Source organism: Streptomyces sp. Tue6028, from assembly GCF_002300165.1.
In the GTDB taxonomy this organism is placed as follows: domain Bacteria; phylum Actinomycetota; class Actinomycetes; order Streptomycetales; family Streptomycetaceae; genus Streptomyces; species Streptomyces siamensis.
Map to the genome: position 1 here is coordinate 18,126 of NZ_MLCE01000032.1, position 11,659 is coordinate 29,784.

Genomic DNA, 11,659 nt, shown 5'->3' on the forward strand with positions numbered 1-11,659 from the left:
ATGGGGGTGCCCCCGCCGGATCTCCGGCGGGGGCACCCCCATGCGGCTCAGGCCCCCGGCAGCGGGGGAGCGATCCCGGCGAACGCCTGCCGGCCCAGGTACTCGATGTGCTCCACACCCAGCAGGGCCGCACAGGTTTCCGCGGTGTCCGGCGTCAGCTCGGGACCCACGCAGACGACCCGCTCCAGCGGCCCCAGCTCGTCGACGTCCTCGGGCGCCGAGGCGACCAGGCTGTAGAGCACGGACTGGGTGACGAAGGCCGTACGCACCCGCTGGGCACGGATCGCGTCGAGCAGCTCGGGCGCGTGCATCAGCTCGGGCACCACCACCACGGCCGCACCGCAGCGCAGCGCGTGCTGGGTCAGGAAGGCGAGGCCGTCCTGCTGCGCGAACGGCACGCCCGCCAGGACCCGTTCACCCTTCTCCAGCGGATTGTCCGAGGCCAGCACGGCGAGGTCCGCAGCGATGTCGGAGTGGGTGAGCTGGGCGCGCCGCCGGGAACCCACCGCGTGGTGCACCACGGTGATGTCCGTGACGGGCTCGATGTCCACGATCGGCTCCGGGGACTCCGAGGCGATCAGGTCCTGGACCGATCGGTGGCCGTCCACCGGCTCCAGCGTGAAGATCTCCTCGACCGGCTGCTGTCCCGGACCGCGCAGGCGCTGCGCCTCACGCACGATCGGCAGCAGCGCGGGCGTGGTGAACAGCCACCGCGCGCCGCTCTCCGTCAGCTGGGCGGCCAGTTCCGCCTCGTCGGCCTGGCTGTCCAGCACGCACACCACGGCGCCGGCGCGTGCGCAGGCGTGCGGCACGGCCGGGTACCACAGGGTGTTGGTGGCGAACAGCGCCACGGCGTCGCCCTGCTCGACGCCGGCGTCGGCGAGTCCCGCCGCGAGCCGGCGGGTGGCCCGCTCCAGTTCCCGGTAGCCGATCGCACGGCCGGTCACGCCGTCGATCAACGCCGGGCTCGTGCCGCGGGCAGCGGCCTCGCCGAGCACCGTCTCGTACACCGGCAGATCGATGACGAGGTTCTCGTCGAACGGGCTGATCACGTCGAACGAGTCGAACGGATCGAAGGGTTCGAGCGGGTCGAAGGGATCGATGGTGGTCATTCCTGTCCTCCGGAGGATGCGCTCACGCGCGGTAGGGACGTGGTGGGCGGGCCCGCGTGCAGCAGATCTCCCAACTGCTGGAGGAACAGCTCCCAGCGCGCGGTGAACCCGGGGTCGTCCGGGCCGAGGCCCGTCGCCATCCGGGTGATCTGCGGCAGCAGGCGCGGATAGTTGGTGAGGGCGAAGGTGAGCAGCCGCAGCAGCTCGGGATCGAGCTCCGGGCGCAGCTCTCCGCCGGACTGCCGCCTGCGGATCTCGTCCACCTGCGACTTGATGACGGCGCGCCGCTCCTCCTCGTGCGGTACGGGAGCACTGCCGTAGGCGAGCGCCTCGCGTGTGAGGTAGGTCAGCCAGGCGGCGTCGTGGTGCGCGGACTCGAAGTGGTAGACGAAGAAGTCGCCGGCGGCACTCGGAGCCTCGCGGATCTCGCGTTCGCGGCGCTCGGTGACGTGTCCGAGGATCTCGTGGAAGAGCCGGTCACCGATACGGCCGCCGGTCATCAGGTACATGGAGTAGGCGAAGCCCACCGTGTGGCCGGGCAGCCGTTCCAGCAGGGCGTTGCCGGCGCCGGTGCCGCGGGGCAGCCGGGTGACCATGAACGCGGCGATCAGCGTCACGAGCGCGGCCACCGGCAGCACCTGCGAGAAGGCCGTCGCGTAGGCGGCGTGACCGGTGCCGTCGCCGAGCACCGCGAAGAACAGCAGGCTCATCAGGGCGACTCCCAGCGCGTTGCCCACCTGGAGGGTCGTGGTCACCACGCCCGCGCCGGCTCCCGCGTCGCGTGGCGCGAGGCTGCCGATGATGGTGCCGATGAGCGGGGTCATGCCGAGTCCCTGGCCCAGGCCCGCGATGAACATCGGCAGCCCGAGCTCCCAGCCGCTGAGCCCGGCTCCCTGGGCGGCGCTGGTGGCGGCCACCGAGCACAGTCCGACGGCCGCGACGAGATAGCCCAGCGTCAGCACATGGCGCCCCAGCAGGCGGGCGATCCGCGCGGCCAGCAGCGAGGTGATCAGGAAGCCGACGGCGTTCGGCGTGTACACCAGGGCGGCGTGCAGCGGTGAGAAGCCCAGACCGATCTGCAGGTACAGCGCGAGGACCAGCATGAAGCCGACGTAGGAGAAACTGAACATGGCGGCGATCGGCACCCCGCCCGCGAAACCGCGGTTGCGGAACAGCGAGAGCCTGATCAGCGGATCGAGTCCCCGCTCGGCGACCGCGCGCTCGTGCCGCAGGAACAGCACGGCGGTCAGGGGAGCGGCGGCGAGCGACAGCAGCATCCACAGCGGCCAGCCCGCGTCGCGGCCCATCAGCAGCGGCACGATGAGCAGCACCAGGGTCAGCACCGACAGCGCGGAGCCGCGCCCGTCGAGGTGCGGACGCGACCGGGGCGGCTCGTCCGGCGGCAGGAGTGTCCGGCTCGCCACGATGGTCGCCACACCGATCGGCACATTGATCAGGAAGGCCGGCCGCCAGTCGAGGCCGAAGACGTTCCAGGCGAGCAGCAGCCCGCCGACGATCTGCCCGGCGATGGCACCGACGCCCACCACACAGCCGAACACGCCCAGGGCGCGGGCGCGTTCGGGGCCCTCGAAGGTCACCTGGATGATCGCGAGGACCTGTGGGTACAACAGCGCGCCGCCCACGCCCTGCAGGGCGCGCGCCGCGACGAGGACGCGGATGTCGGGGGCCAAGCCGCAGAGCGCGGACGCCGCCGTGAACACCGCGAGACCGGTGATGAACATGCGTTTCCGGCCGATGACATCACCCAGCCGCCCGCCGGTCACCAGGAAACTCGCATAGAGAAGGGTGTATGAGGAAACCACCAATTCCACGGCGCCGAGGCTCGTATGGAGATCACTGTGGATCGACGGCATGGCGACGTTGACGACAGCCACATCGAGAATGGCCATGAATGCGCCGGCCAGGATCACTGCGAGGCTCACCCAGCGGCGCCCGCTGCCGCGCTGTGCGCTCAACATGCAGGAAGTCTCGTGCGTGGAGAGCGAGTACGTCGCGGACCTGCCGAAGTGTCACCGACGTAGTCCCATGTTGTCGCAAGAGAAGAGGGAGCGCCGTTTCACTCTTACTCGGCGGCGATCCCGCAGAAAGGCACGGGAAGGGGAACGCCTTTCCGCAGGATTCACAGGATGCCGCTTTCGAGGGTCTCCCGAAATTCAGGAACGACCAGTTCTTCGTCCGAGCCGGCCGGACCGCGTGCGCCGATCCCCCCTTCACGGCGCAGGGGTCCCGCCGAGCGGCCGCCGGGCCCGGTAACGCGAACCCCCCGCCGGGCCCGGCCGCCGCTGCGAGACAACCACCACGATCCGAGGAGAGCGCTGTGTCGAACACCGACCTGGTTCTGAAGATGTACGAGTACTTCAACTCCGGCCAGCTGGACCGCATCCAGGAGGAGCTGTTCCACCCGGAGATCTCCTGGAAGATGCCCGGCCACCACCCGCTCTCCGGCGACCACCGGGGCGCCGGCCAGGTCATGGCCTTCTTCGGCGAGCTGTTCAAGGCTGGTGTCACCGTCGACAACGTCCACTTCGGCGAGCTCGACGACGGCACCGTCGTCGAGAAGCACCTCGGTCACGCGAAGGCGGACACCGAGGAGTACCTGTTCCCGACGTCCACGACGTACGGCATCCGCGACGGGAAGATCGCCGACGTCCAGGTGCACACCGCGGACCAGCACAGCGTGGACCGCTTCATGTGGACGGTCTTCCAGCTCAAGTCGATCGACGAGCGCATCGCCGTCTGAGCCCTGCCCGAGGGAGACTCACGTGGACACCAGGCAAGTGGTGAACAGCTACTACGAGCTGGCCAACAAGGGTGACTGGGACGCCTGGACGGACCTGTTCGCCGAGCGCCAGACCATGGACGAGCAGCTCGCGGGGCACGTGGAGGGGCGGGAGACCCTGCGCGCCATGATGCAGGGCTTCCCGGCGATGTACGCCTCGTTCACGAACACCCCCCGGCACATCGTGGTCGAGGGCGAGCAGGCCGCCGTCGTCTCGCACATCTCGGCGGCCACGCACGCCGGCGAGCCGATCGAGGCCGACGTCGTCAACTACTTCCGGGTGGAGGGCGGTCTCATCTCGTACATGTCCAACCACCACGACACCGTCCCGTTCCGGCCCGTGCTCGGGACCGACTAGAGGCGGGAGCCGCCATGGCGGAACACGAGGACCACAAGGACTACGACTACATCATCGTGGGCGCGGGCACCGCGGGCTCCGTGCTCGCCGCACGCCTCACGGAGGACCCCGCGGTACGGGTCCTGCTCCTGGAGGCCGGCGGCAACCACATCCCGGCCAACGTCGACCAGGCACCGCTCTGGTTCACGCTGCTGGGCTCCGAGGTCGACTGGGGCTACACGAGTGTTCCACAGCCCGCCCTCGGCGGACGTTCGACGTACGAGCCGCGAGGCAAGATCCCGGGCGGCAGCAGCAACCTGTACATCATGATGCACGTCCGGGGGCACCCCTCGGACTTCGACGCCTGGGCCTACCAGGGCGCCGCGGGATGGTCGTACGAGGACCTGCTGCCCTACTTCCGCAGGATGGAGGACCAGGAGGACCCGCACGGCCCCGAGTCGGGCGTCGGCGGACCCCAGGTCGTCACCAACGCGGGCGCGCACCGGCCCAATCCGCTCTCCCGCACCTTCATCGACGCGTGCGTGGAGCTGGGGCACACCGAGCTTGAGGACTTCAACGGCTCCCGCATGATCGGCGCGGGCTGGCACCACCTCGACGCCCGCGACGGCCGGCGACGCGGTGCACTGGTGTCCTACCTCGAACCCGCCCTGAACCGGCCGAACCTGACGCTGCGTACGGGAGCGCAGGTGTCACGGCTGGTGGTGGAGGACGGCCGGTGCACCGGCGTCACCTACGTCCAGCAGGACGTGGTCCCCGCCGGTGAGGGTCGCACCGTGCCCAACGCGGGGCCCGGTGAGCCGGGCGAGCACACCGTACGGGCCGGTGCCGAGGTCCTGCTGTGCGCGGGCGCGATCGAATCGCCCAAGATCCTGCTGCTGTCCGGGATCGGATCCCCCGAGCAGCTGCGGCCGCTGGGCATCGACGTGACGGAGGCGCTGCCCGGTGTGGGCGAGAACTTCCACAACCACGTGCTCACCGGTCTGATCGCGGAGACCACGGAGCCCGTGGAACAGGGCCACCAGAACCTCTCCGAGTCGGCGCTCTTCGCCACCTCGCGACCCGGGATGATCGCCCCCGACCTGCAGATCGCCTTCGTGCACGTGCCGTTCGACATCATCGTCGGCCAGCAGCACCCGAACGCGGTCAGCATCCTGCCCGGTGTGGTGCGCCCCAACTCCCGGGGCACGGTGCGGCTGGCGAGCGCCGACCCGTTCGCCAAGCCGCTGGTCGACCCCAACTACCTGGGGGACCGCTCCGACGTGGAGCGTCTGGTGCAGGCGGTGAAGCTGTCCCGCGACATCTTCGCCACCTCGGCCTTCAAGGAGCACCTCAAGGGGGAGCTGCTGCCCGGCCCGGACGTGCGCACCGACGCCGACATCGAGCGGTTCGTGCGCGAGCGCGCGGACAGCTACCACCACCAGGCCGGCTCGTGCCGCATGGGCATCGACGACCTCTCGGTCGTCGACCCGGACCTGAAGGTGCACGGGGTGCGCGGGCTGCGGGTCGTCGACGCGAGCGTGATGCCCGCGGTGCCGTCGGGCAACTGCAACACGGCCATCGCGGCGATCGCCGAGCGCGCCGCCGACCTGATCAAGGGGGACGCATGACCCTTCGGTGGTCCCACGTGGGGCTCAACTGCCGTGACTTGGGGGCGACGGAGGCCTTCTACGAGAAGTGGTTCGGCTTCAGCCGGGCGCGCACCGTGGAACTGGACGACGACCGGATCGTGTTCCTGCGGCAGGGCGACGTGTACCTGGAGCTGTTCCACACCGACACCGAGCCGCTGGTGAAGCCGGCCGGCGACGGCCCCGCGCAGCCGGGCGTGGCCCGCCATCTGGCCTTCCAGACCGACGACCTGGAGGCCTTCCTGGCCGAGGTGGGCGACGAGGTTCCGGTGACTCTGGGACCGCTGCACTTCGACGACTTCATCCCCGGGTGGCAGACCGTCTGGCTGACCGACCCGGACGGGGTGATCGTCGAGGTCAGCGAGGGGTACCGGGACGCCTCCTGACCACCGGCGGGGGCGGGCGGGCCGCGGCGACGGCCGGCCCGCCCTTCGCCGTGCGGTGTTCGGACCGTCCGGCGCCCCCGGACCGTGCGGCGCCCCCGGACCGTGCGGTGGTCGCGGACCGTGCGGTGGTCGCGGACCGTGCGGTGGTCGCGTCCCGTGCGTGACCCGGACCGTGCGGTGCCTCCTGACTGTGCGCGGGCCGCGCACGGCGGAGAGGCGGAGAGAAGGCAGGCAGGCCGTCGTCGGGTTCTGTGCCCGGGAGTTGGCACAGTTCGCGCGACGAACCGCCAAGTCGTTGGAAGCGACCAGGGGTCTGCCTTGACTGAAAGAGACCGATCACACGCGTACGAGGAAGAAGGCTTCCCATGACCGAATCCACGCTGCTCGGCGCCTCGCTGACCGAACAGTCCATCAAGGACGCGGTCCGCGACTGGTACGTCGCACTGGACCAGCACGTCCCGCTGGAGCAGGTGCTGCCCTATCTCGTCCAGGACGGCCTGGAGATGCGCTTCCCCGAGGCGACGCTCACCACCCTGGACGAGTTCAAGGGCTGGTACGAGGCGGTGACCAATCGCTTCTTCGACGAGGTGCACGAGCTCAAGAGCGTCGAGGTGGAGCCCGCCGTCGGCGGTGAAACGCTTGTCAAGGTGGTTGTCAACTGGCAGGCCCACATCTGGAATCCGCCGGCGGCACGCAGCCAGTGGCTCGGCTTCGACGCCTACCAGACCTGGATCGTCGTGGCAGGTGAGGACGGCCGCCCGCTGGTGAAGACGTACATCGTGGACGATCTGGACCCCATGGAGGGCTCGGCGTCCCTGTAAAACGCGTTCTCCCTCCGCAACGGGCGGAGTCTCCGCAGGTCGGAGGCTCCGCCCGTTGTTGTGTGACGCCGGGTCAACTCCCTGCTTTACTGGTGACTTGACAGATTTTCACAAGGAGAGTTAACTGTCATTGATGCTTCACGCAGGGGGTCTCCATGTCTTTGAACGCTGACCTGAACGCCACGCGGGAGCGGGGCTGGGGAGACGGTCTCTCCGAATACTGCGCGTATCTCTTCTCGCCATTCGCCCGCTCCGACCAGCGTCGCTGGGGTGAGGTCTATGTGCGTGGACTGCTCGATGCCAGTGGCCGCAAGACGCCGGCCCGTATCTCCGAGCACGTCCTCGGCCGCCGCGCCTCGCAGTCGCTGCAACAGTTCGTGAGCCAAAGTCCCTGGGAATGCACCGACGTCCGCAAGCGGCTCGCCGAGCAGGTGTTCCTGGCCGCCGAGCCCGACGCCTGGGTCGTGGACGAGGTCGTCTTCCCGAAGAACGGCAACCACTCGGCGGGCGTCGCCCGCCAGTACGTGCCGGCCGAGGGACGCACCGCCAACTGCCAGCTGGGTCTGGCCGTCTCCCTCGCCACCGAGGAGGCCAGCATCCCGGTGAACTGGCGGCTGTTGATGCCACCGCACTGGGACGACGACGACCGGCGGCGCGGCGCCGCCCGGGTGCCGGACGTCGAGCGCCATCAGCCGCGCTGGCGGCACGTCCTGGACAGCCTCGACGAGATGGTGCAGGAGTGGGACCTCAAGCCCGCCCCGATCCTCGCCGACTGGCGGCACGAGCCCGACGTACTGCCGCTGCTCGACGGCCTGGAGGCCCGAGGGCTCGGCTATCTCGTCGAGGTCTCCGGCGGTGCGCCGCTGCTCGCGGCACCCTCGACGAACGGATCGCCGGTCGTGCTGGGCACCGCCGCCGACATGATGCACACCGCCGGCCGGCGCAGCGCCCGTGTCACGCTCGCCTGGCGGGAGGGCGTCGAGAGCCGGGTCCGGCAGTCGCAGTTCCTCGCCGCGCAGATTCCGGCCGGACCCGGCGGGCCCACCGCCCGGCACGGCGAGCGCCGCTTCCGCCGGCCCCGCCAGCTCCTGGTCGAATGGCCGGCCGGACGCCCGCAGCCGCGCACCTACTGGGTCACCAACCTCGGCTCGCGCAGGCTGCCGGACCTGGTCTCCACGGCGAAACTGCGCTGGCGTTCCCGCTACGACCTGGGCCGGCTGCGCGAGGAGTGCGGGCTCGTGGACTTCGAGGGGCGCTCCTTCCGGGGCTGGCACCACCATGTGACGCTGGCCTCCGCGGCCCACGGCTTCCAGGCCCTGGAGCGGCTCGCTGCCCGGCGGGCGGCCGGTGTCCTGCGCCGTCACGGGGGAATCCCGGCGATGCCCGCGGTGGCCGCCATGTCCCCGTGAAGAACCCGCACCACCCGACGCGGTGCCGCACGGTGCACCGTACGGGCAGGAATCACCGGCCCCGCGTCGCGACCGGGGCCAGGGAACTTCCGTGATTCTCCGAGGACTTGTCGATCCGAATACCCGGGAAACTCGGAACGAACAGGTCGGAAATAGGGGAGGACCGGAACACAGGAGTCCGGTGGATTCGCTCCGGCGGTCTCCCGCGATTTCCCCCCACGGACCGGGGACGCTTTTCCGAAGCGGCGTCCCCGCACAGCTCCCGCCGCCAGGGGTCGGGCGGCGGGAGCTGTTTCCCTTTTACCGGCTGGTTAGTTAGTGAGAGAGGGACCACCTTGACCACCACGAAGGCCTACCGACTGACCGAACCGGTGCGCCGGGCCCTCACCTCCGGTCGTCTCGCGCACATGGTCACGCTCAACCCCGACGGCAGTCCGCAGGTGGCCTGTGTCTGGGTGGGGCTCGACGAGGAGGACCGGATCGTCTCCGGGCACCTCTACGCGCAGCAGAAGATCCGCAATCTGCGGCGCGACCCGCGGGTCGCCCTGTCCATGGCGGCGGGCGTCAGGAGCCCGGAGGGCATGGAATACCACTTCGTGGCGCACGGCACCGCCGAGGTCCTGGAGGGCGGCGCCGTCGCCCTGCTGGGCCGGATCGCCGCACCGTACCTGGAGGACGGCAGGACCTGGCCCGCCGACCGCTTCGCCGGAGCCACCGGATTCGTCGTCCGCACCACCGTCGACCGGGTGACCGGCTTCGGCCCCTGGGACTAGGCCTTCCGAGCCGGCACGGCAAGACCCGCGGACGCCCGGACCGGCAGTGCAGACGTCCTGCCGGTCCGGATGCCGCGGGCCCTCGTGGAACATGTGCGTACGGGCCGTCGACGCACCCTCAGGCGGCCTGTGGGGAACGTGCCGCCGCCCAGATCTCGCTCTGCACCGAGTGGCTGTCGAAGCTGTCCTCGACGGCCAGCAGGTCCGAGTACGGGGCCTCTCCGTTGACGATGCGGCCCAGCAGCCGGAAGTAGTCGAAGCGGTCGACACCCGGCGTGATGGTGATCAGCAGCTCCGCCTCCGATCCCGGCACCGCGGCGAAGGCGTGCGGCATGAACGGCGGCACGACGACGAGGTCGCCGCGGCCCGCCTCGACGACCTTGTCGTCGTTGAGCAGCTGCACGGCGCCCGAGACGACGTAGAACAGCTCCGAGGAGCGGGCGTGGTAGTGCGGTGCGGAACCGTCGGCTCCCGCGGCGAGCAGCACCCGGTGGCAGCTGAGCGCGCCCGCCGTGCTCGCTGAGTCGGTGAGCAGGAAAGCGGCGCCTGTGGCATGGCTGATGGTCTCGGCCCCAGCGCCCCGTACGAGAACGGGTTCGTGGCGGAATGCGGACATCCTTTTACCCTCCCGAGAAATCCGGTGACTGCCGTTGTATCCACAACGCATATTCCTGTCCACGGAACTTGACGCAGTGCGAAGGCGGCCCCCGGACAATTTCCCGTATCCGCACGGGATTTCGAAACACTTGGTCCGGTCCTGATAGGACGGACGCGTAGCCCTTTCCTCACGACGCACCGCGCAGCACCGCACGGGCACGCCCACGTCCCGAGCACACAACGCAAGCCATGCCACGCATTCGAAGGGGAATCATGAGACCGCAAATGAACCGCAGAAGCCTCCTCGGCGCCGGTGTCGCCCTGGGCGCCGGCGCCGCCACCACCGCCGTGGCGACCCCCGCGAGGGCGCAGGCCGTCGACGGCGCCGACGCCATCGTCGACACGGTGGTCGTCGGAGCGGGACTCGCCGGCCTGGCCGCGGCCCGCAAACTGGTCGCCGCCGGCAAGAAGGTGCTGGTCCTGGAGGCCCGTGACCGGGTCGGCGGGCGCGTCCACGACATCGGCCTCGCCAACGGCGGAACCATCGAGCGCGGCGGTCAGTTCACCGGTCCCACCCAGACCCGGCTCCAGGCGCTCGCCGACGAACTCGGCGTGAAGACGTTCACCGGCTACAACACCGGCGAGAGCATCTACTACACCGCCGACGGCACGGCGATCCGCTACACCGGAGCGCTGCCGCCCATGGACAACGACTCCTACCAGGCGCTCGGTCAGGCCATCTACCAGCTCGACACGCTCGCCTCGACCGTTCCCGTCGACACACCCTGGGCCGCGCCGAAGGCCGAGGAGCTGGACGGCCAGACCTTCGCGAGCTGGATCGAGGGCAACGTCACCAACGCCAACGCGAAGACGATCCTGCACCTGATGTCCAACGGCGCGCTCTCCGCCGAGTCCCGCGACATCTCGCTGCTCTGGATCCTCTACTACATAGCCGTCTCCGGGAACGAGACCAACCCGGGCAACCTCACCCGCCTCATCAGCACCCTCGGCGGCGCCCGCGACTCACGCTTCGTCGGCGGCCCCTACCAGATCGCCACGAAGATGGCCGCCGCCCTCGGCAGCAAGGTCGTCCTGAAGACGCCGGTCCGCCGCATCGTCCAGTCCGGCGGTTCCGCCCTCGTCGTCGCCGACAACCTCGTGGTGTCGGCGAGTTCGGTCGTCGTCGCGCTGCCGCCCACACTCGCCGGCCGCATCGTCTACAGCCCCGCGCTGCCCGCGACCCGCGACCAGCTCACCCAGCGTTTCCCCCTCTCCTCCATCGGCAAGGCCATCGCGGTCTACGACAAGCCCTTCTGGCGGGACGCCGGCCTCAACGGCCAGGTGGCGGCCCTGACCGGGACGACGCGCAGCACCTTCGACAACTCGCCGCCCGACGGCTCGTACGGCGCCCTGCTCGCCTTCCTCGACGGCGACCAGATGCGTGCGGTCGAGGACAAGAGCGACGCCACCGTCAAGCAGCTGATCCTCGACGACCTGACCCGGTACTTCGGCTCCAAGGCGGCCACGCCCACCGAGTTCGTGCTGGGACGCTGGGACGCCGAGGAGTACACCCGCGGCGGCGCGCCGGGCTTCACGCCGCCCGGTGTCCTCACCCGGTTCGGCACCGCCATCAGGAAGACGAGCGGCGTCATCCACTGGGCGGGCGCCGAGACCGCCACCTTCTGGAACGGTCACATGGAGGGTGCCGTCCGGTCCGGGGAGCAGGCCGCCGCCGACATCCTCAAGGGATGAACCACCCCGCTCCGTGGCCCGAACGG

General features: G+C 70.1%; 11 protein-coding genes. 8 read left to right on the plus strand and 3 right to left on the minus strand.

Translation table 11 applies throughout. From position 1 onward, the window contains the following. Positions 1–47: 47 nt before the first annotated feature. Both BKI49_RS30265 and BKI49_RS30270 read right to left on the minus strand, forming a co-directional pair. A complete protein-coding gene (locus BKI49_RS30265) occupies positions 48–1,112 on the minus strand; it encodes an AMP-binding protein (RefSeq protein WP_095937467.1) in 1,065 nt (354 codons plus the stop codon). Then, on the minus strand, positions 1,109–3,091 hold the full coding sequence (locus BKI49_RS30270) for an MFS transporter (RefSeq protein WP_095937468.1): 1,983 nt from the start codon (positions 3,089–3,091) through the stop codon (positions 1,109–1,111). Before BKI49_RS30270 ends, BKI49_RS30265 begins: the two co-directional genes overlap by 4 nt. Positions 3,092–3,450: 359 nt before the next feature. Here BKI49_RS30270 and BKI49_RS35445 point away from each other — a divergent pair, with 359 nt between their 5' ends. From BKI49_RS35445 to BKI49_RS30305, 7 genes are all read left to right on the plus strand, one after another. Further along, positions 3,451–3,873 (plus strand): nuclear transport factor 2 family protein, encoded by a 423-nt coding sequence (locus tag BKI49_RS35445; protein ID WP_179332629.1) that lies wholly within the window; start codon positions 3,451–3,453, stop codon positions 3,871–3,873. A gap of 22 nt (positions 3,874–3,895) precedes the next feature. Then, positions 3,896–4,270: a nuclear transport factor 2 family protein gene (locus tag BKI49_RS30280; RefSeq protein ID WP_028800567.1), complete on the plus strand. Its 375-nt coding sequence runs from the start codon at positions 3,896–3,898 to the stop codon at positions 4,268–4,270. A gap of 14 nt (positions 4,271–4,284) precedes the next feature. Then, positions 4,285–5,877 (plus strand): GMC family oxidoreductase, encoded by a 1,593-nt coding sequence (locus tag BKI49_RS30285; RefSeq protein ID WP_095937469.1) that lies wholly within the window; start codon positions 4,285–4,287, stop codon positions 5,875–5,877. After that, complete coding sequence (locus BKI49_RS30290) at positions 5,874–6,281, plus strand: VOC family protein (protein ID WP_095937470.1); 408 nt, start codon at positions 5,874–5,876, stop codon at positions 6,279–6,281. The genes BKI49_RS30285 and BKI49_RS30290 overlap by 4 nt, the downstream gene beginning before the upstream one ends. A gap of 365 nt (positions 6,282–6,646) precedes the next feature. Beyond that, on the plus strand, positions 6,647–7,102 hold the full coding sequence (locus BKI49_RS30295; RefSeq protein ID WP_095937471.1) for a hypothetical protein: 456 nt from the start codon (positions 6,647–6,649) through the stop codon (positions 7,100–7,102). 155 nt (positions 7,103–7,257) lie between these two features. Continuing rightward, positions 7,258–8,511 (plus strand): IS701 family transposase, encoded by a 1,254-nt coding sequence (locus BKI49_RS30300; protein ID WP_095937472.1) that lies wholly within the window; start codon positions 7,258–7,260, stop codon positions 8,509–8,511. Positions 8,512–8,846: 335 nt separating this feature from the next. Then, the gene (locus BKI49_RS30305) at positions 8,847–9,284 is read left to right on the plus strand and encodes a TIGR03618 family F420-dependent PPOX class oxidoreductase (protein ID WP_218835054.1); all 438 of its coding nucleotides are present in this window, start codon (positions 8,847–8,849) and stop codon (positions 9,282–9,284) included. Positions 9,285–9,402: 118 nt separating this feature from the next. Here the strand turns inward: BKI49_RS30305 and BKI49_RS30310 are convergent, their stop codons facing one another. Beyond that, a complete protein-coding gene (locus tag BKI49_RS30310) occupies positions 9,403–9,900 on the minus strand; it encodes a cupin domain-containing protein (RefSeq protein WP_095937473.1) in 498 nt (165 codons plus the stop codon). 266 nt (positions 9,901–10,166) lie between these two features. Between BKI49_RS30310 and BKI49_RS30315 the strand changes: the two genes are divergently transcribed. Beyond that, entirely contained in the window at positions 10,167–11,633 is a 1,467-nt protein-coding gene (locus tag BKI49_RS30315; protein ID WP_257005015.1) for a flavin monoamine oxidase family protein, read from the plus strand. Positions 11,634–11,659: the final 26 nt, after the last annotated feature.

Excerpts from the sequence above, each read along its gene's own strand:
- BKI49_RS30265 (WP_095937467.1), bottom strand. The coding sequence starts at position 1,112 with ATGACCACCATCGATCCCTTCGACCCGCTCGAACCCTTCGATCCGTTC.
- BKI49_RS30270 (WP_095937468.1), bottom strand. The coding sequence starts at position 3,091 with ATGTTGAGCGCACAGCGCGGCAGCGGGCGCCGCTGGGTGAGCCTCGCA.
- BKI49_RS30285 (WP_095937469.1), top strand. The coding sequence starts at position 4,285 with ATGGCGGAACACGAGGACCACAAGGACTACGACTACATCATCGTGGGC.
- BKI49_RS30290 (WP_095937470.1), top strand. The coding sequence starts at position 5,874 with ATGACCCTTCGGTGGTCCCACGTGGGGCTCAACTGCCGTGACTTGGGG.
- BKI49_RS30295 (WP_095937471.1), top strand. The coding sequence starts at position 6,647 with ATGACCGAATCCACGCTGCTCGGCGCCTCGCTGACCGAACAGTCCATC.
- BKI49_RS30300 (WP_095937472.1), top strand. The coding sequence starts at position 7,258 with ATGTCTTTGAACGCTGACCTGAACGCCACGCGGGAGCGGGGCTGGGGA.
- BKI49_RS30310 (WP_095937473.1), bottom strand. The coding sequence starts at position 9,900 with ATGTCCGCATTCCGCCACGAACCCGTTCTCGTACGGGGCGCTGGGGCC.
- BKI49_RS30315 (WP_257005015.1), top strand. The coding sequence starts at position 10,167 with ATGAACCGCAGAAGCCTCCTCGGCGCCGGTGTCGCCCTGGGCGCCGGC.